Source organism: Exiguobacterium sp. RIT452 (genome assembly GCF_003598705.1).
Lineage (GTDB): Bacteria > Bacillota > Bacilli > Exiguobacteriales > Exiguobacteriaceae > Exiguobacterium_A > Exiguobacterium_A undae.
In genome coordinates this window covers 688,434-707,206 of record NZ_QXJB01000001.1, presented here as the reverse complement: position 1 = coordinate 707,206, position 18,773 = coordinate 688,434, and the positions used below count along the sequence as shown (strand labels likewise).

The window sequence follows — 18,773 nt, the reverse complement described above, 5'->3', positions numbered from 1 at the left end:
ATTGAATATTTGGGATCAAGAAGACGATTATGGCATTCTCGCGCCTTTGTCAGAACGGGACATCCAACAAATCGAACACGAACTGCAGATCACATTTCCTGAAAGTTTTCTCAGCGTATTAAGAAAGCAAAACGGGGGTTGTCTCTTGTATAACGCTGTTTCGGTAGATTTTGAAAATACATGGTCGGAACCTGGAGAAGCCAGTTACTTACCCATTCGTTACCTCGAAGGTCTCAGCTACGACTCGTTCGTCGAGTCGACTAAACTTGTTTTGCCGGAATGGGGCATCACAGGTAAACATGTCACGATCGGCGATGGTGAAGGAACCTATATTTACTACTTAAACTTTGATCAACAGGATAACAATCCGTCCGTGTGGTACCTTGACACTTCCGATGAATCCACCCGCGAAGTGGCTCCAACCTTTCCAGATTTTCTGTCCCGGTGGATGATCCAAGAACCAGACTTAGAACCAATTGATTTAGAGGCGTTTTATGCTAGTTATCCGTCGATGGAAGAAATTGATCTTTCTATTCAAAGTGAGAATATCGATACCGTCTTATATGCATTCGGTAGTTGGATGACGATTGGTTTGGAACAAGAACGGTTAGTCCACGAAATGATGAAACGGATTAATACGACGACGGATCCGGACCTCCTTGACTTCTTCGCCCAAAGTTTGACGAATTTGGTGTTGAATACAGGGGCGGACGTTTACATTTCCAATGAACAGTTGGCAAGACTCCTGGAATCAAAAGGAGTTGATTCCGATTTAAATGTTTACATCAACTGGTTACGCGCTGAAGATTAATATTCATTCCGGGAGGTCTACATCATGTCTGAAACCTTTTTGTTTTTGATCATTATCGCTTCTCTGACCATTTGGATCAGCCTGTCAAAAGAAGTATCTAAATCATCTCAAGATTTTAACCGTCCCAAAATGCTGACCTTATTGACCGCCGGATCAATCTCTACGATTATTTTAATCATTGCGCTTGTCCAGTCATGACAGCCGCCTGATGTGAAGAATTGTCTTCACAACACGACAGAAATTGAGGTACTTCAGTATGAAGATTAAAACGTTTCTCCTCGGCTTCATCAGCGTCTATCTTTTGCTGAGCGTTCCTGCATTCTTAGGCATCGGGTCTGTCATCGACTGGGTCCCCGAGGCAACTTTTACTCAAAAATTCACCGGAATCGTGATCGACGGTCTGACGCGTCACGCTCTGATCAAAAGTGTCCTTGCTACAATCATCAGTCTGTCCGTAAGCCTGTTGTTCTTTAGAGACAGAGTCCGTAAAAGACGGTGACGGGACGCCTGCTTCCTTTCAAACAATTTTCCAAAAAAAAAACAAGACGTCCCTCTTTCGAGAAGGACGTCTTGTACTGTTTTACCGGATGTCGTTCGACTGTGCTTCATACCGTTCCCGTGTCCAGCGGTACAGCCGGCTCGTCACGGTCCGCCCGTCAATCCGTTCCATGACGAACGGTCGGTCCAACACATGTTCAAATCCCAGTTTTTCGATGACCCGGCGTGACGGGGCATTAAAGTCAAAATGCGCACACCAGACAAGATCGACTTTCATCGTCTCAAATGCCACTGCGAGGGCGGTCCGGACGATTTCCGGCATCCGTCCCTGCCCCCAGTAGTCCGGGTGAAGAACAAATCCGAACTCGACCTGCTTCAAGTCGGCCAGTGCCTCGACCGGACGACGGTCATGAAAACCGAAACTGCCGATGATTTGTCCCGTCGCCTTGTCGACGATCGCATAGCCGTCGTTCGCCTCTTGAAAAATCGTAATGACGTCCTGACTTTCAGTGAGCGACGCATGCGGTGCCCAGCCGGCGTTTGGTCCGACACGCGGATCTTTCGCATAAGCATACAGACTGGCAGCGTCACTTTCCTGCCAGCGCCGTAACCGGTGCCGCTCCGTTTCAATGATGTCCATGTTTTTATCCCCTTCCCTTTTATGAAGCCTGCTGTTTTTCAGCGATTTTTTCGTTCCGGAACAAGCCGAGGTAGACCAGACCGAGTCCGAGACACACGATCAGTCCGATGTAGACACTCATCATGAACGGAGCGAGCACCGCTCCGAGGATGAGCGTTGACCGGGACAATAAATCGGCACCGGCGTGTGACGTGCCGGCAAAGGCCGAATAGGCGCCGCGTTGATCGGCCGGCATCATGTTGGCTTTTTCCGCGTTCAGTGTCGGTGAATAAAGCAACTCCCCGATCGTCGCAATGAAGATGAATGTCAAGAGCAGCGTCAGGGAATTGGCACTCGTCACCGTGGCGTAACCGATGATGTACAAAACAAGTCCGCCGATAAGCGCTTGTTTGTTCGAGAAACGGTTCGAAAAACGCTGGATGAAAAACGTCAGACAGACGACGAGAATCGTATTTTCGATATTGATCAAACTGAGCATCCGGACACCATTGACGGTCAGATCGCCAATCGTGACCGTATCAAATTCGTCCGCTAAACGGACGGCAACGTAACTGCCCATCGAAAACTCAGCGGCGAGAATACACATCGAACCAAAGACGACTTTAACGAACGGCCGGTCACGCCAGGCAATCTGATAACTTTTCCCGAGATCGCGGAACACGTGTCGAAGCGGTTGTTTCTGCCAGACGTGTTTCGATTCGTCGAGCAAAAAATGATAGGCAATCGGTAACAGCAGGGAGGTACACGTCAACAGGCTGAACAAAAACAGCCGGTTGCTGACGTAGAGCCAACCGCCTAGCGCCGTCCCGAGGGCAATCGACAGATTGATCAACCAGTAATCGATCGCATAGACGGCCCGCCGGTTTTCCGGTGTCGTCGCGTCAATGATAATCGCACTCATCGCCGGTCGACCGATGTTGCTCGTCACGGTGAAAATGGCGTAGGCGATCGTAAAGAGCAGCATCTGATCACTGGCGAGAATGATCGTCATCACCAAAAACATCAATCCGGTCGCCGTCGTCGACAAGACGAGCAGGCGTTTCCGGGGAAACCGATCGGCGAGGTAGCCGCCAATCAAACCGATCAGGAAGCTGATAATCACTGTCCCGATCAAAAAGACGCCGGCAAATACTTTGTTGTACGCCTGAACAAATAACAGGGCCATGAACGGCATGATGGCGAACGAAATCGTCCGGTTAAAAAACGACGTTACAAGTCTTACTTTAATTGGTTGAGTCATTTCTTTCCATTTCATATTGTCACCTTCCATTCTCTACCTGTATGATAAACAAGACACAGCGACTAAAAAATGGACATCGTCAAGAAAAGATGTCCCCTTTTAGAATGGAGGAATGAGATGGACGCTTATCTGTTCACCTTATGGAAATCCTGCCGGGAAGGATCGTACTCGATTGCCGAATTGGCCGACACGATCCATTTAAGTCCCAAACAAACAAAACGGTATTTGAACCGTTGGCAGGAAGAAGGATGGTTGCACTATACGAGCGGTCGGGGCCGCGGACATCTGACGGCACTCGTCTGGTTGCGTCACGTCGAACGGGAATACGCGAAACAGATGCTCGAGCGGATCGAACGGGAGTCGGTCGACGCCGTGACGGAAGAACTCAGCTGGGACTGGTCCCCCGCTCAAACCGGTCGATTCATGCGGCAGCTCGAGCGCAAGTTCGGCTATACGCAGGAATCGTCGGATGCCCTGCTGATTCCGCGGAATCGACCCTTTTTGACGACGGATCCGCTCGAAGCCGCCGACATTCACAGTGCCCACCTCGTCCAAAATGTCTTCAGCCGGTTGTTTGCCATCGACGCGGACGGTAAACTCCAGGGCGAACTGGCACATCATTATGCCTGGAACGGGTCCACGTTATCGCTCTATTTACGCAAAGACGTCCGGTTTCACGACGGTTCGCTGTTGACGAGCAAAGACGTCACGAAAAGCCTGCGCAAACTTATCGCCTATCCGGCGTACGCCCGGTCGTACCGGCATGTGTTACGGATTCAATCGAACGGACCGTATCAAGTCGATGTGACGCTCGATCAGCGCCGGCATTCCCTGTTACCGAAACTGGCGACGATTCATACGAGCATCAGCAAGGACAACATCGGGACGGGTGCCTTCCAATTGACGCAAAATAACAATAAAAAAACGATTTTGTCGGCGTTCCCGAACTATTTCGGCATCCGGGCCCTGCTCGACCGGATCGAGTTCGTTCAGATGCCGGACGCCTACGATCCGGTTTACCGGACATCGCGGTCGGACTCCGGTGAAACGGATACGATTGCAACCCAGTCCGGCTTCGGTCTCGTTTTTTTGAACCCGCGTCCCGGCGGACCGTTCGAACAACCGGAAGCCCGTCACTACATACACCGCTTGATCGCCTCGATCCGACCGGGAATTCAGTCTGTCAGCGAGCGGGGTTTTCCGAACGACCGGGGATTTCTTGAACAGTACAGTTCCGTTTATCCGCCACCGACCGGTCCGCCCGTCTCGTTTGACCAACCGCTCCGGATCAAACTGACCGACTTCACGGACAAAGTAACCCGTTGGTTATGCGAAACACTCGAAGTTCACGGCATACCGTATGAGCTGGTCCCGGTCGGTTTTAAGGAGAGCATTACCGACTTTCACGCTTTTGACACGATCGATCTCGCGATCCACGCCGAGGTGTTCGAACGGAACTTGCCGGTTGCTTTCCATCAATTCCTGACGAATGATTTTTCACCGCCCATGAAGATGTTTGGCCGGATGCCGGAACTCGAGGCATGGATAACGCAATACGACGAAACGCCGTTTGAGGACTGGCTGACGCTCCATCAGACGGTGGAACGATACTTGATCGACTCGTCTTATTTCATTCCGCTCTACGATGATACACGGATCATCCCGTTCCCGATCGAATTGCAAAATATCACGATCGACTCGTTTGGCTACTTTGACTTTTCCAAACTGTGGATCTCATCTTGACCTTCGACTGCCGTCGGAGGTTTTTTGTCGGCTTTTTGACGAATTGATGGCGCGTTTGTGACAATCGTCACGAACACTTTTAATCTAGTATTTTATTTATTGCATTTAAAGCATGTCAGGATGATACTGAACACGAACCGTTTGAACTTACACCCTACTGAAAAGGAAGTGTCGATATGTTAACGTCATCCACGATCACGATCATCAAATCCACCGTCCCTGTTCTTGCTGAACACGGCCAGACAATCACCCGTGTCTTCTACCAACGATTGTTTGAAAATCACCCAGAAATGAAACAAATCTTCAATCAGTCCAATCAAAAAAATGACCGGCAGTCACAAGCTTTGGCGACGGCCGTCTATGCAGCCGCCGCACACATCGATCGGCTCGACGAATTGAAACCGGTCTTATTACCGGTCCTGCATAAACACCGCAGCCTGCAGATCAAGCCGTTTATGTATGACATCGTCGGTACGGAATTGATCGGGGCGATTCAAGACGTCCTCGGTGACGCCGCAACGCCCGATATCATCGAGGCCTGGACAATTGGATACGGTGAAATCGCCAATCTGTTCATTTCACTCGAAGTCGAATTGTACGCGCAGGATGAACAGGCAATTGCCTTTGAAGGCTATCAACCGTTTGTCCTGGAAACGGTCACGACCGAGTCCAGCGACATCAAGTCGTTTACGTTACGACCGGCAGATGGACGGACTTTACCTCCCTACCGTGCCGGTCAATACGTCACGCTCCGTCTCCAAGCACCGGACGGTCTCTGGCAAAACCGTCAGTACAGCCTGACTAAACGTGCTGACGAAAAATCGTATGCGATTGCCGTCAAACAGGACGGATCGGTCTCGAAGCAACTACATGAACTGTCCGTCGGCGACCGTGTTTTGCTCAGTGCCCCGGCCGGTTCATTCACCTTACCGGACGACACAACGCCGTTCGTCGGACTTGCCGGCGGAATTGGTGTAACGCCACTGCTGGCGATGGCAGAAGCTGCTCTCGTGACAGGACGTCAAACGACTCTCTACGTCGCGGTCCAAGATGATCGTGACCGACCGTTTGCGGAACGGTTGGCACGGCTCGAAGAACAAGGGGCGACGATCGTCCGTTACGCCGAACACAACGCTCTCCCCGGGACCCGGACCGGACGGTTAACCCGCGACGATCTGACAGCGATTGACCACACGGCCGAAACGTTTGTCTGCGGTCCGGAAGCGATGATCCAGTTCGTCCGTCAACACTTTAGCGGTCATCCGGATAACCTGCACTTCGAAGTATTTGGACCAAGCCTTTCGACCGTTGTTTCTTGACGGACACGTTTCCATCTCCATAAAAAAAGCGACCGAGCCTGCACGTTTCTTGAGTGCAGGCTCGGTCACTTTTTGTTTTTAATCATAGATTGCTCCTCTTCGAAGCCGTCCTATGTAAATGATTACTTTTCTAGTTCCGGCGAAATCCGTCTCCATAACACGTTTAACATGATTGTCATTCCACCAATCGGAATTAAAAACATCAAAGCAAGCATCGTCAATCCGTCCATCTCACACCGTCTCCTCTGTAAGCGTTTTTATTAGTATAGCCCTCCTGTTCCAACCTGCCCTCCGCCTGAAGGCGGATTTCTCATCCAACTTCGTCCCGTCGCGCCTCCACGGCTGGTGCGGTACGCTGTAAACGAATCAACCAGAACGCAACCAGTAAGCCGGTCCCGGAAAATAACACGAAGACCGTATCGATTGCAAACAACGTCGTCAAGTACGCGGATAATCCGAAGCAGATCGCCGAGCAAAGCGTCGACGCGGCGACCATCGCCGAACGGATCCGTCCGAGCAAGCCGTCCGGTGTCGTCTGTTGTAATAACGTCGAGAACGGAATCCCGAACAGACTCAGAGCCATGCCGAGTAACAGCATCCCGCTGAAGGCCAGCGGTAACGTCGTCGTCAGTCCGATTGCCAACATAAAAACACCTTGCAGGACGGTCGACAGCTGGAACATCTGTGTCAAGTCGAGCCGGTCCGCGAAGCGGGCGTACAGCAGTGACATGACGATGCCGCCGATGACGAGGGCCAGTTCGAGCAGCGAAAACGTATTCGCTCCCCCCTTTAAAATGTCTTTCGCAAAAGGAGCGAGCAAGGCATTCAACGGCGTGATCATCCAGTTGGCGACGAAGCCGAACAGAAGTAACCGCATCAACCGGGCATCTTGGCGTAAATAAGAAAATCCTTGTTGCAAGTCGCTCCAATACGTCGTCTTCGCTGTGGTCTTGTTTTCATCCGCCGCTGTTGACGGTAACGGAAATAACAGCAACCAGGCAACGACATGCAGGATCGCTTCCATTCCTAATATCATCTCAATGGAAAACTCGGCAATCAACAGACCACCCGCGAGCAATCCGGCGAGCGTTCCCATCCGGTCCAGTGTACTTAAGTACGCGTTGGCGACCGGTAACTGTTCCGCCTCGACAATCCGTGTCACGACCTTAAATGCCGTATTGCCGCCGATGACTTGTAAAAACGTCTGAACGGCAAGTAATCCGAGCAATGGCAAGAGCGTCGCCTCGGTTTGCGTCAAGATGAACCAGACGGCTCCGAGCAATAAAAAGCGAACCAGGACGGTTCCTTTCAGCAAGCGGACCGGCTCTACCCGGTCAATCCACGGTCCGACCAAACTGGAACTGACGAACCGAATCAAAAAGACCGCACCGATCAACAAGGACAAGGCGGAAGGCGATAACAACTGGGCACAAGTCCAGTAAATCGCAATATACGAAATGCTCGCGCCGACGACGGCAATCAAATCGGATCCATAAAAATAACGAAACAGGCGTGGCATCCAGTCCCCTCCTCTACATCCATCAGCTGTTCAGTCATTTTTTACCTGCTCCCATTTTACACTTTTTTACATAACACAACCAGATGGATTTCCGTTCTTTACAAAATTGGATTTCAACGACATCTCTTCGTCATATTCCAGACGCAACTGTTATCGACTTCTCATCGGACTGTAACGAAGAAGGACACCGAACTCCTCTATACTGAAAACAGAAGGAAGTGAAGAGCCATGAGAATGCATACACGAACAGTTTCCCATCACGAGTCGACGGACCATCCATCGGAAGCCCGGCTCGGCTATTACTTTTTATTGATCGTCTTGCCGCTTGGACTCGCCCATTTGGCACAGTCGTTGGTGCCGGCTACTGATTCCCATCAATCGCTATTATTATCCGTCCTTACGGTCGGCGCGATCAGTCTTTTTTCCATTCTTGGAAACCGGACCGATGGTAGCGCCAAAACTACATTTTTCAGCTACGCGCTGTTTTTAGTCGTCAGTCTGCTGTCGACGTTTGCTCTGCCGCTGATCTGACAAACCCTCCACCCATCGGATTGAATCGGACAGACGACAAAACCCCAGCCCCACATCATGTGGAGGCTGGGGTTTTTTGGTTGGATCAGTTCGCACCCACATAGGTAAAGAGTGGTCCGCGCAATTCAAACGAATAATCTTCCGCGTTGACGATGCCGACAATCGCGTCACTGTCGAGCAACTGGTCAAGGAATCCGGCCATCTCCGCCGCTGTATGATACTTCGCGACATGTTTGCTGTAATCGAATCCGGCTTCGCCCCGCGACCGGTCGGCGAATTCGGTTTCCGTTGCGGCAGGTGCCAACACTTTTGCCCGCAATTTTGCCCCGGAATTTTTCAGTTCCTGCGCCAGTCCTTCCGTGTAGGCACTGACATAAAATTTCGTCGCGCAATACGTAACGGCGTTCGGGACGATCCGGTAGCCGCCGCCGGACGATACGTTTAAAACGGTCGTTCCGTCGACATTGTGGTAATCATGCACGTACCGGCTCGTCAAGACCGTCAACGCTTCGATGTTCAGGCGGAGCATCTTCTCGATTTTTGAGACCGACACGTCCTTGACGTTGTCAAAATCACCGAATCCGGCATTGTTGATCCATGTCTCGATGTCGAGGTCTTTTAAAGACTCATACAAGTCATGGACATTGGCTGATTCCGTTAAATCGACGGACCGCAAGATGACATCACTGTCCGGTGCGAGTGCTTTGACTTCATCGCGTAATTTTTCGAGTTCATCCGTCCGGCGGGCGACGAGCACAAGTGATTTTCCTTTTTGCGCGAGCACTTTCGCTGTTTCATATCCGATTCCTGAGCTGGCACCTGTAATGACTGTGTATTTCATCTGTAATTCCCCATTTCTGTTTGGTATAGTGAAACCTTACACGTTAAAGTGAACTCTAAGTCAAGCAAGAAAGGTGATACGACATGTATACGATTTCTGAAATCAGCCGGTTGACACAGACGACGGCCCATACGATCCGCTATTACGAAAAAGAAGGGTTGCTGTTCCCAAGCCGGACGGCAAACGGTGTCCGGCGCTATGACGAGACTCAACTTACTTGGCTCCGGTTTGTCTTACGCCTGCGGGCGACCCATATGCCGATCGAGCAGATCCGTCAGTATGTCGACTTGTTTCTGAGCTCGTCCGATGAACACGATACGACCAACGACCGGCTTCGGCTTCTCGAAGCCCATCAACAGACCGTCCGGGCGCAACTCCAAGAACTGCAGCAGACAGAGCAGATGATCACCGACAAAATCGCCGCCTATCGACGACTCCATCCATCCGTCTCGACGGACCCGGTCCGGTTTCCTTAAGCAAACGCGTGCTCCAATTGCTGAAATACCGCATTGAGTCTGTCAGGATCCAGTTCGCGGTAAGCGTCGCCCAGACTGATTTCTGTTGAACAATACCCGTCTTTTGCGACGACGTAACCGCTCAGACCGATTCCGGTCGTCTCCTGAATCTTCGTCAGCTTTTCCGTCACCTCATCCACCTCTCCCGCAAAATGAAGATGGAACATGTTCGAGACGGGTACTTCCGGCGTCGTATGAATGCCGGACACGGCATTCAATCGTTCCGCCAGTTGTGTCGCATCGGCATAATAATCCGCCATCCGGTCTTTACGTAATTCATAATAGTAATCGGCGGAGACGATATACGGATACAGACTGATCAAGTCGCCGCCGTAGCGCCGCTTCCAAATCCGTGCCGTCTGACAAAAGGCTGCCGGTCCCGCGAGAATTGCTCCGGCGATTCCCCCGATCCCCTTATAAAACGAGATATAGACGCTGTCGAATAAGGCAGCGATTTCGGCTGCCGTCTTTTCATAATACGGTAACATCTCGAACAACCGTGCTCCGTCGAGATGCAACCGGATGTTCTGTTCCCGGCAGTGCCGGCTGATCGCTTCGAGCTCGGCAAATGACGGCGCGACGCCGCCGATTTCCCGTTGCGGCAGTTCGAGCAACAGACAGGCGATTTCCGGCAAAGCTTTGATCTCATCCAGTGTCATTAAACGATCGGCCGCTCCGACAAGAAGCGTATCAATCGGATGGAGTTCCTTTAATCCATTTTGTTCATGAATCTCAAGATGACAGAGCGGATGATAGGCGACGGTCCGGTTGCTCGTCTCGTCCGACCAGATCCGTAAGGCGATTTGTTGCGCCATCGTCCCGCTCGGGAAAAAGACCGCGTCTTCCTTACCGAGGGTTGCCGCCAATTTTTGCTCAAACGGCTGAATGACCGATCCTGTTCCATATTGATCACTCGGTAATTCGTCCGAGACGTCTGAAAATGCCGTTTTTAAGACGCCGGCATTCCGTTTACCGTGTCCGCTGATTTGTCCGGTTGTCTGTTGAAACGTTTCACGTAGTTTATTCATCTCACACCCTCCATTTTTTTAGGAAATAATGACTAATTTTTGAAAAAACAAGAACGATGACGTGCGGGATTTGCTATACTCAGGGCAGACTTGATTTACGGCTTGCATTTCATGTTATTAAAGAGGTGACACCATGCTGACTTCCGTCCGACTGAAACTCGGATTATTCCTTTCCTTGACGCTACTCGTCCTGTTAGTGATCAAATCGTTTGTCCCACGATTGATGAACACCTTTATCTCCCTGTTCGACAGTAAGACCGACAGTTCCTGTACGACACGGTGCGGTGATGCGATGTCCGATATCCCGCTCCCGTCTGATCCGCTCACCATCCGTCTCGATCCGATTGTCGACGTCGTCTCAACTGAGCCTGACCCCGCCCTTCTCCGGACCGGGTTTGACTCGTTGATCGTTGCACCGCCGTACCCGTTCATCTTTATTCTGCTGGCGCTTTCGTCCTGTGTCCTTCTTGTCTATTACATAAAAGTTGTTCGCCCAAGCCATTTTGCGTCGCTTGCTTTTTCCACCAGCCGGGTTCAGGTCATTCATTATCCGGATCATGATTTACCGGCGGAAGACATCCGGCAACACGTGTTGTTATTTAACCGCCGCCTGCCTGTCGCGTTGCAACGACGGGAACAGGAGACCATAACAGAATGGTTCGCCCGGATTGAATTTCCGTCTCCCGTCAGCCCGCATTACCTCGAAGTCCGCTACAGTGAACGGGGATCAATCCCGCTCCATCAACTGACGTTTTTTAAACAAACGACCGAAGATTTTTTACGTCGTTTCCCTTCTCAGACCGCCTGTTCGAAATAAGCTTGTGGGATTAAGCTTTTTTTGGAACAAGGCGGTTTTGTGTCGTTTCAGATAAGGATTTCCTAAAAATCCAGAATTCGGACTGTTTTTCAGAAACGACTGATATTTTTCAAAAAAACTGGGTAATATAGACTATATGGTTAAGTAACATCTTATAATTTTTTGAAGTGTTTTTGTGAGAAAGCGAGGCGAAACGAGATGATTACAGCGCAAGAAGCGTACTTCATCAAGAATGGTTTGAACGAAAAATTCCAAGACCCTCGAATCGACTGTGACTTTTCTATTTTCTCACTCGAACCGTTTCAGCTCCTGTTACATGTACATGATGAAGAAATGGATGAACTGAGCACGGAAACCCGTTATGTCCTAAGTCGAAAGATTCGTTCCCAATTGAATCAACTGGATGCCAAAGTCGGCGGTACACCTGTCAAGACTGTATTCGTCATATCTGCTCCGTTGATTTCCGACCATTCGTACTGTGTGATTTTGCAATGATTCCTTAAAAAAGCGCTTGTCCCTTCAACACATGAGCTTCTCCCTTCAAAAGCAGAGATGCTGAAAAACACGACGATTTGCTTTTAAAGGGAGTTTTTTTTTAGTATTTGAAATGACTACATAAATGAGGTGACTCAATGAATAAACTGATTTCATTTTTGATCCTTGGGATGGGGATAACAGGCGCCGTCATGATTGTTTCCGTCGCGTTTTTATTTGACCCCCCAATCTCCACCACACTGAAGCTGATCATTCTTGGTTCACTTCTAACTTTTATCTGCTTCGCTGTTTCCGTCACCATCCTCCGCCGGCGAATGGAACAGCAAGAACGTTGATTCTGTCTTGTCCACTCGACAAAAGGCCGTCCCTTATTCAGGAACGGCCTTTTCGAATGTTTATTTGGGGTATTTCAACTGGCTTCGTGACTCGAAATTTGATTCCGCCCGCTTGACTTCGCCCGGTATAACGCTTGATCGGCGAGGACAATCAAATCCCCTTCCTGCATCCGCTCGGTCGGCTGGACAACTGCGAGACCAATGCTGACACTGACACGGCACAACGGCTGATAGGTGGCGTGCTCAATGTTCAATTGGAGGATTTCACTGCGGATTCGTTCCGCGACATGTGACGCTTGGTCGGCTTGTTCCGTTAGGATGACGGCAAATTCTTCACCACCGTAACGTGAGACTAATCCAAAATCGCCGGCATGTTTTTTTAACGTCCCGGCCACTTTTTGCAGACACCAGTCTCCTTTTAAGTGACCGTACGTATCGTTATACCGTTTGAATTCGTCGACATCAATCAAGATCAATGCGACATCCGTCTGCGCCTCTTTCGCGGAAGTAAACGATGTTTCGAGATGTTCGTCAAACGCCCGGCGATTTGGAATGCCGGTCAGCGCATCATGCAACGAACGATGAATCAACGCCTGTTTGCTCCGTTCCAATCGGAAGGTCTGCAGGAAGGCAAATAACAGTAAGACGGCGACACTGACGACGATCACAATGACCCATTTTGCCGATGCGGACGCCGCTTTCGAACGATCCGTCGCCTCTTTGATGATGTTGTCGATGTCCTGGCGGATTTTTGTATTAATCGGACGAAATTGATTGACATAATCCATACCGCTGTACCGTTTTAATGTCGCCCGTTCCACCTGATTATCGCGAATCCAACGAATTTGTTGTTCGTAAAAACCGTCCGTCCGTTGAATCAACGGGATGGCTTCTTCTGCTAAAAGCTGTTTCATGATCGGATGGCGTTGATCGAGCATCTTTAACGTGGCAATCGTTTCTTTGAGTTCCGCATTCGTATCTTTAAATTGTTTGAAGGTTTGGTCATTTTGATCGAGCAGGTAGCTCCGGACCGTCAGTTCCTGATCCAACAGCAGTGGAAACAGACGTGCTGCCGCGTTTGAGATCGGGATCGCTTCCGTCAGGATACGTTCATTTTCTTGTTCGATTTTCAGGAAGGAATTGTAACTCCAGACACTCGTAAACATTAAGGAAAACAGTGCCAGAAGCAGGTATAGTTGCAACGTCGATAATTTCAAGTTCAGTCTGACCTCTTTCTTTTCCGTCGCCTCGTTTTTTTCTGATGGACGATACGGGACGCTACCTTATTATCGGTATCTTGGGATCAAACCATTAGCGCTCTACTCGAAATATTGCCCGTTGTCTGCACATTTGAAACAATTTTCCAGTTGACGTTGCACATTCAATTTGTTCTCGTCTGATTTTCCACGTTCTTTTGATCTTTTAATTGAACTAAATAGTGCTGCGCCCGTGCCGCCGCCTGAGTCAGATTATTGTTTTTCCACCAGGCATAGACAAGTGTCATTGCTCCGACCAAAGCCGTCAGTGCCGTCTCGATTTCCGTCGTTTCGAACGGTAACGGATCGTAACCAAACGCAAGCAGCGTCAAATTGAGGAGACTGTAGAGCGGAACGACCAGACGAAGCAGAGCGGTGCGGCGGCTCTTCATCGTTGTCCTCCAAACAGTTGCCGCCAGGTCACCGGACCGATGACACCGTCGACCTGCAACTGGTGTCGGCGTTGAAATTGTTTGACGATCCGGGTCAACGTCGCGTCAAACAGACCGGTCAAAGGAAGCGACAGTCGCTTCTGAATCAACCGGACGATCGTCCGGTCCATTCCTGTCGCCCCCGCGTGGACAGGCCGTCCGGGATAACGAGGGCCAAGGATCGGCTTTGCCTGCCCATTGACGGCGTCATACAGTTGAAAGTGCGGATAGTCCGGAAAATTGCCCCAGTCGCCGCCCCACTGCATCTTATGTCGCTTCATCGCCCGCACGAGACGGTTCAACCGCGGATCAGGCGGCGCGAGAAAGTCCGCCCGTTTTCCGCCCGCTGCATAGAAAAATAGATCCACCGCGACGCCAAAATTGTGGTTTGATGCACCGCCCCGGGCATAGGTGACGATCTTGCCGGGTCGCGTCCGGCCGATCGCAAATAAAGCATCTTGTTCCTGCTTCGTCCGAAAGGCATGCGCGACACCAATCGGCAATCCCTCTGCCGCAAGTTCCGTGATGACGGACCGGGTGATGGCGCTGACGTCCGGATCCATCTCTTTCGTCAATTTCCGGTCAGCCCGTTCGAGTAACCAGTTCAGTGATGGGTTCATAGGTTCCTCCTCGTTAAATGAGTGCTGCCAACAGTTGATTGAGTTCTGTCTGATCGGGAACGGCTTGCTCGAATCGGCGTTTTTGTTCCCGTTCCGCTTGCTGTTGTTGCCACCGCTCCCGCTCGACCCAGTCGGGTAATTTTCCTGGAGCCGAACGGTGCGTTTGACGCCGAACAGGTTTGTTGCGGCGCTCTGCTTCATGTCTGTTGATTTTCTCCAGCGTCAACAGATTCTGTTGCTTCAGTTTGGTGATGATTGCTTTGACATAGTTCCAATTTCGGACGTTTGCCGCTGCCGCCTGTTCAATCGCATGCTGAATAACGGCAGGACTTGTCTCGTCGAACAGCTGTCCGAGCTGATTCCGAATGGACGGGGTGATCCGTCCGATTTCCGTTTTGAAGGAACGGATAATGCCGTCGATTCCTTGATCCGTTGGTGAAGGTGATTCTTTTTTTAAGATCTGTTTCTTCACCCCTTTTTCTTCGGGGGCACGATCCGCCACCCCGGCAGGCGTCGTTTGACCGGTCTCTTGCCGGGAGCCGACCGGGTTGTCCGCGCAGATGCGGTACCCGTTTGATGTCTGCCCTCCATGCCGGTCAAATCGTTCGGCTTTCTCGATCCAGCCTTTTTCGACAAGCGTCTGGAGACAAGTCTTAACGGTTGTCTTGCCGCACGAAACAGCGTCCGCAAGCGTTTGATGCGACGGAAACGCCAGTCCATCCTGTCCGGCATAACTGCACAGAATCAGGTAAATCATTTTTTCGTGGACGGATGAAAAATCTGTTCCGTCGCGTAACAGGTGGTGCTCGACACGTAAGTAAGGTTGCATGAACGGGTCCTCCTTTTGATTCAGGAGGAAATTCCTCCTTTCTATCAAGCAATTACAGGACGCTCCGCCCATTTGTTCGAAAAAAAAACAGGCATGGTCTTCGGAATCAACTGTTCCGAAAAGCCGTACCTGTTTTTCACATGAATTGGAGATACACATAAGGGAGAACACCTGCGAGAACAATGCTGAACGCCGCCATGCCAAGCGTGAGGGTGATGGCTTTTGACATCGAAATCGTTTGTTTTTGATAGGCCGAAAAAACGGCCTTGATGATCGTCAAGAGCATCAGACCACTCAAGACAAAAGAACCGATCACGAGGACAATCAGTAGATCCATGACATATCCCCTTCCATCATTTAGGATATCGCACGTATGACTTGATGATAACTTTCCTTGACGGAAATCTCAAGCTGGTTAGACTAGAAAGGAGAACGCTTTCACACTCATCATTCATTTAAAAAGGAGCTTTTCGATGCCACAACGACAACATACTCTACTCGCACGTCTCGACCAAATCGGTCACCAGCTCGCACACACACAGGAGGCCTGGTTATTGCTTGGACTCGGCTCGGTCGGTCAAGAATTGGAACGGCTTGATGATTATTCCGATCTTGATTTTTTCGTCATCACGAAACCGGGACGGAAACAACGGTTCCTTGACCAACTGGATTGGCTCGAATCCGTCCATCCGCTCAGTTTCATTTTCCAAAACACGGTCGACGGCTTCAAGCTGTTATTTGCCGATGGGATTTACGGCGAGTGTGCGATTTTTGAACTCGATGAGATGCCGGAGATTGCCTTTTCTCCCGGTCGGATCATTTGGCAAGACCCGACGTTTCCCGGGGCAGATGTAACTGTCTCAAAACAAACACCACCCTCGATTCGACGGGACACCCTTGATTTTGCGCTGAACGAGGCCTTGACGAATCTCTACGTCGGACTATGCCGCTACGCCCGCGGGGAACGGCTGTCTGGTCTGCAACTCGTCGAACAGCATGCCTTTTCCCAACTCCTGTCCGTCCTTCATCTGCTCGAGCCGGAAGTCTTCTATTATCCGGATCAGTACGGCAATGAACGCCGGGCCGAGCAACGATTCCCGCAAGCGCAGGAACGGTTTGCTGACGTGCTGCAAGGATACGACCGGGTACCGCAATCCGCGCTCGCGCTACTCGAGTGGCTCGAGCAACTGCATCCTGTCAATCAAGCGATGGCCGGTGAAATCCGCCGGTTGGCTGTAATTTGTTGTAAATAGAAGGTCATATCATAAAAATACATCAATCAAGCGTGTCGTCACAAAACTTTCGATGAGTGCTGCGACAAAGAATACAGGGATGACCACAATTAGATAACCTACGAGACTCTGAACCACCATTTTTCTTAGTGGTTCAGAGGTTCGGCGCTTAAAGAATAGTTTACTCATAATGTTTCGATTCACATACATTCCAATCGCGACCGAATATAGAATAGGAATGATCTCAAATATTGCATGAGGGACAAAAGAAACCAGTATCGTCTTAAGTACGTCATACTCCATGATCATGCCATAGCCCGCAATGATTCCGACAGCAGCAAAAGAGAGGAGCGCGTAAAGGACCGGTATTCCAAAGATCGGTATCAAGCCACAGATGATGATGACGGCACCAATCCAAATATTATTGGAAAAAGTAGACATAAATTGACTCTCGTGATTCTGTTCACTTGAATCACTTTGTATTTGCTCAGCGATTGTAGTTGCTTGTTCGATGATAAACTCTTCAAAATAAAAGGCGACTCCAAAAGCCAACAGCGCTGTGAGGAGACCCACTACCAAAATGAGTTGCATCGTTTTTTGGTAGTATTTTTGATACGTATCGTATTCTTTACCGTATGTATTTTTTATGTTGCTTAGCATGCTTGTGACGCACCTCTCTAGAATCGAATTCGAAATCGACGTTACCGAATACACGTACCGGAAACAAAAAATATTCCTATGAATCAATCTTCTTGTTCACTCGTTGCATCCACTTTTCCAAGAATCCATCAAACGGAAAATCCTGTTGTTCCATTTTGTTCTGCAGACGGCGCAGCATTTGCTTTGCCCCTTCGATGACCTCATCCGGATAATGATACGTCCGCTGATTTTCCAAAAATTCATCCTCGTCGACAACCGTCCATTGACCTGCCGTGTTCCGTACGAGATCCAGATCCAGATCGACGAACCGGAGACCGGAAGCCGTCCGCTCTGTTGGCAGACAAATGTTGCAGTAGTAGCGGACTTGTCCTTCCTGCTCAAGATCAAGATTGACGGTATAGCCGTCCTGCAAATCATAGTATTCGAGTGACGGCGTGTCGCAGATGAAGGTCTGGTTCCGTGTATGATGGTGCAAAACACGGCCCGGTCGTCCGTAGACGACCAGATACCGCTCGGTTTCGGTCAACAAAGTCGTTTCCCACTCACAATGCAGAGACCCGTCATATTTGACGGCTTGAATCTGAATGTCTGGTTCGTTCGACGAATTCATGCGACGATTCCCCCTCACTCATTTTTGTAACCGTGACGTGACGATAAAACCTTTTGTATTGGTCCCGGACACGTAAAAGACGGGCGTATCAGGAATTTTGAGTGCACGGTGTTTGGAGTATTGCACAAAATAGGTATGACCGGCAGTTTGAATCTGATAGGTATGTTCTTGTTTAAGGTAATTCAAATATTCTTCGAGCACCCAGTTCTCCTCATACATTTTCACGCTGTGCGGCAGACCGACATAGCGGATGTGCCACGGTTCAAACGAGATCCCCGTCACGCTCTCTTTTCCCTTTGGATAACGGATGATAAATCCAAACTGATGCGCATGTTTGGCAAGCCATCTGCCCTCTTTCGATTGTTTCATTTTCCCGCGTGTCGAGCCGATGTCTACCGACAGACCCGTCTGGTGTTCGCTGTGTCCAGCAGGCAACGCAAAGTCCGCACCGTATTCTTCATACAATGCCTGTTGCAGCTTCCCACTTCGGTAGGCACTATTGATTCGAAAGTGATCGATGCCGACCTTTTTCGCCCGTTGCATCATCCGGTGTAAGGCGGTTGCGACATGATCCTCAAGCAGTACATCAGGCTCAACGCTTGTTTCCGAGACCTGTTTGGCAACAGCAGATAAATTACGGGGATCTTGTTGAATCTTCGTCTGCTTATTGATTAACACCAAATCTCCCTGATGCACGGAAACCTCTTTTAAGGAGATCGATTGTGTCAAAGCCGGTGTCCGGCTTACATACAATTGATAGACGATGAGACACGTTAAAAGGACGGCGATTGTTTTCTTCATGT

24 protein-coding genes are annotated in these 18,773 nt (G+C 50.0%); 11 read left to right on the top strand and 13 right to left on the bottom strand.

Going from position 1 to position 18,773, the window contains the following annotated elements; all coding sequences use genetic code 11:
• The first annotated feature begins 1 nt into the window (after window position 1).
• From D3D03_RS03755 to D3D03_RS03750, 3 genes are read left to right on the top strand one after another with little or no spacing between them, the layout of a single operon-like run.
• The gene (locus tag D3D03_RS03755) at window positions 2-811 is read left to right on the top strand and encodes an SMI1/KNR4 family protein (protein WP_158583680.1); all 810 of its coding nucleotides are present in this window, start codon (window positions 2-4) and stop codon (window positions 809-811) included.
• Window positions 812-835: 24 nt separating this feature from the next.
• Window positions 836-1,009, top strand: a complete 174-nt coding sequence (locus tag D3D03_RS16770; RefSeq protein WP_199699991.1) for a hypothetical protein — start codon at window positions 836-838, stop codon at window positions 1,007-1,009.
• A 58-nt stretch (window positions 1,010-1,067) separates the two neighbouring features.
• Window positions 1,068-1,310, top strand: a complete 243-nt coding sequence (locus tag D3D03_RS03750; RefSeq protein WP_119922806.1) for a hypothetical protein — start codon at window positions 1,068-1,070, stop codon at window positions 1,308-1,310.
• An 81-nt stretch (window positions 1,311-1,391) separates the two neighbouring features.
• Here the strand turns inward: D3D03_RS03750 and D3D03_RS03745 are convergent, their stop codons facing one another.
• Together D3D03_RS03745 and D3D03_RS03740 are read right to left on the bottom strand one after the other, a co-directional pair.
• Window positions 1,392-1,949 (bottom strand): GNAT family N-acetyltransferase, encoded by a 558-nt coding sequence (locus D3D03_RS03745; RefSeq protein ID WP_119922805.1) that lies wholly within the window; start codon window positions 1,947-1,949, stop codon window positions 1,392-1,394.
• A gap of 19 nt (window positions 1,950-1,968) precedes the next feature.
• Window positions 1,969-3,204 carry an MDR family MFS transporter gene (locus D3D03_RS03740; RefSeq protein WP_119922804.1) on the bottom strand — a complete coding sequence of 412 codons (1,236 nt, stop codon included), beginning with the start codon at window positions 3,202-3,204 and terminating at the stop codon, window positions 1,969-1,971.
• Between the two features lie 102 nt (window positions 3,205-3,306).
• Between D3D03_RS03740 and D3D03_RS03735 the strand changes: the two genes are divergently transcribed.
• Both D3D03_RS03735 and D3D03_RS03730 read left to right on the top strand, forming a co-directional pair.
• The gene (locus D3D03_RS03735) at window positions 3,307-4,932 is read left to right on the top strand and encodes an ABC transporter substrate-binding protein (RefSeq protein WP_119922803.1); all 1,626 of its coding nucleotides are present in this window, start codon (window positions 3,307-3,309) and stop codon (window positions 4,930-4,932) included.
• 176 nt (window positions 4,933-5,108) lie between these two features.
• A complete protein-coding gene (locus D3D03_RS03730) occupies window positions 5,109-6,251 on the top strand; it encodes a globin domain-containing protein (RefSeq protein ID WP_119922802.1) in 1,143 nt (380 codons plus the stop codon).
• Window positions 6,252-6,561: 310 nt separating this feature from the next.
• On the opposite strand, the gene D3D03_RS03725 is transcribed toward D3D03_RS03730, so the two are convergent.
• Window positions 6,562-7,770 carry an MFS transporter gene (locus D3D03_RS03725; protein ID WP_119922801.1) on the bottom strand — a complete coding sequence of 403 codons (1,209 nt, stop codon included), beginning with the start codon at window positions 7,768-7,770 and terminating at the stop codon, window positions 6,562-6,564.
• 234 nt (window positions 7,771-8,004) lie between these two features.
• On the opposite strand from D3D03_RS03725, the gene D3D03_RS03720 reads away from it, so the two are divergent.
• Window positions 8,005-8,301, top strand: coding sequence for a hypothetical protein (locus D3D03_RS03720; protein ID WP_233550631.1), 297 nt, complete (start codon window positions 8,005-8,007; stop codon window positions 8,299-8,301).
• A gap of 85 nt (window positions 8,302-8,386) precedes the next feature.
• Here the strand turns inward: D3D03_RS03720 and D3D03_RS03715 are convergent, their stop codons facing one another.
• Window positions 8,387-9,142, bottom strand: coding sequence for an SDR family NAD(P)-dependent oxidoreductase (locus D3D03_RS03715; protein WP_028106406.1), 756 nt, complete (start codon window positions 9,140-9,142; stop codon window positions 8,387-8,389).
• Window positions 9,143-9,225: 83 nt separating this feature from the next.
• Here D3D03_RS03715 and D3D03_RS03710 point away from each other — a divergent pair, with 83 nt between their 5' ends.
• Entirely contained in the window at window positions 9,226-9,618 is a 393-nt protein-coding gene (locus D3D03_RS03710) for a MerR family transcriptional regulator (RefSeq protein WP_119922799.1), read from the top strand.
• On the opposite strand, the gene D3D03_RS03705 is transcribed toward D3D03_RS03710, so the two are convergent.
• Complete coding sequence (locus tag D3D03_RS03705) at window positions 9,615-10,685, bottom strand: threonine aldolase family protein (RefSeq protein ID WP_119922798.1); 1,071 nt, start codon at window positions 10,683-10,685, stop codon at window positions 9,615-9,617. The genes D3D03_RS03710 and D3D03_RS03705 overlap by 4 nt on opposite strands.
• 133 nt (window positions 10,686-10,818) lie before the next feature.
• Here D3D03_RS03705 and D3D03_RS03700 point away from each other — a divergent pair, with 133 nt between their 5' ends.
• From D3D03_RS03700 to D3D03_RS03690, 3 genes are all read left to right on the top strand, one after another.
• Window positions 10,819-11,502 (top strand): hypothetical protein, encoded by a 684-nt coding sequence (locus tag D3D03_RS03700; protein WP_119922797.1) that lies wholly within the window; start codon window positions 10,819-10,821, stop codon window positions 11,500-11,502.
• 198 nt (window positions 11,503-11,700) lie between these two features.
• The gene (locus D3D03_RS03695) at window positions 11,701-11,997 is read left to right on the top strand and encodes a hypothetical protein (protein ID WP_119922796.1); all 297 of its coding nucleotides are present in this window, start codon (window positions 11,701-11,703) and stop codon (window positions 11,995-11,997) included.
• Window positions 11,998-12,134: 137 nt separating this feature from the next.
• A complete protein-coding gene (locus D3D03_RS03690; RefSeq protein ID WP_119922795.1) occupies window positions 12,135-12,332 on the top strand; it encodes a hypothetical protein in 198 nt (65 codons plus the stop codon).
• A 74-nt stretch (window positions 12,333-12,406) separates the two neighbouring features.
• Here the strand turns inward: D3D03_RS03690 and D3D03_RS03685 are convergent, their stop codons facing one another.
• From D3D03_RS03685 to D3D03_RS03665, 5 genes are all read right to left on the bottom strand, one after another.
• Entirely contained in the window at window positions 12,407-13,549 is a 1,143-nt protein-coding gene (locus D3D03_RS03685) for a GGDEF domain-containing protein (RefSeq protein WP_119922794.1), read from the bottom strand.
• A 164-nt stretch (window positions 13,550-13,713) separates the two neighbouring features.
• Entirely contained in the window at window positions 13,714-13,980 is a 267-nt protein-coding gene (locus D3D03_RS03680) for a phage holin (protein ID WP_119922793.1), read from the bottom strand.
• Window positions 13,977-14,639: a M15 family metallopeptidase gene (locus tag D3D03_RS03675; protein ID WP_119922792.1), complete on the bottom strand. Its 663-nt coding sequence runs from the start codon at window positions 14,637-14,639 to the stop codon at window positions 13,977-13,979. Before D3D03_RS03675 ends, D3D03_RS03680 begins: the two co-directional genes overlap by 4 nt.
• A 13-nt stretch (window positions 14,640-14,652) precedes the next feature.
• Window positions 14,653-15,468: a DnaD domain protein gene (locus D3D03_RS03670; RefSeq protein ID WP_158583679.1), complete on the bottom strand. Its 816-nt coding sequence runs from the start codon at window positions 15,466-15,468 to the stop codon at window positions 14,653-14,655.
• A gap of 136 nt (window positions 15,469-15,604) precedes the next feature.
• Window positions 15,605-15,805 carry a hypothetical protein gene (locus D3D03_RS03665; protein ID WP_028106416.1) on the bottom strand — a complete coding sequence of 67 codons (201 nt, stop codon included), beginning with the start codon at window positions 15,803-15,805 and terminating at the stop codon, window positions 15,605-15,607.
• 136 nt (window positions 15,806-15,941) lie between these two features.
• Between D3D03_RS03665 and D3D03_RS03660 the strand changes: the two genes are divergently transcribed.
• The gene (locus tag D3D03_RS03660; protein ID WP_119922790.1) at window positions 15,942-16,721 is read left to right on the top strand and encodes a hypothetical protein; all 780 of its coding nucleotides are present in this window, start codon (window positions 15,942-15,944) and stop codon (window positions 16,719-16,721) included.
• A gap of 9 nt (window positions 16,722-16,730) precedes the next feature.
• Here the strand turns inward: D3D03_RS03660 and D3D03_RS03655 are convergent, their stop codons facing one another.
• The 3 genes from D3D03_RS03655 to D3D03_RS03645 all read right to left on the bottom strand — a co-directional run bounded on the left by D3D03_RS03655 (window position 16,731) and on the right by D3D03_RS03645 (window position 18,771).
• A complete protein-coding gene (locus tag D3D03_RS03655) occupies window positions 16,731-17,360 on the bottom strand; it encodes a stage II sporulation protein M (RefSeq protein WP_119922789.1) in 630 nt (209 codons plus the stop codon).
• A 76-nt stretch (window positions 17,361-17,436) separates the two neighbouring features.
• Window positions 17,437-17,970, bottom strand: coding sequence for a DUF402 domain-containing protein (locus D3D03_RS03650; protein WP_119922788.1), 534 nt, complete (start codon window positions 17,968-17,970; stop codon window positions 17,437-17,439).
• An 18-nt stretch (window positions 17,971-17,988) separates the two neighbouring features.
• Window positions 17,989-18,771, bottom strand: coding sequence for a M15 family metallopeptidase (locus D3D03_RS03645; protein ID WP_119922787.1), 783 nt, complete (start codon window positions 18,769-18,771; stop codon window positions 17,989-17,991).
• Window positions 18,772-18,773 lie beyond the last annotated feature (2 nt).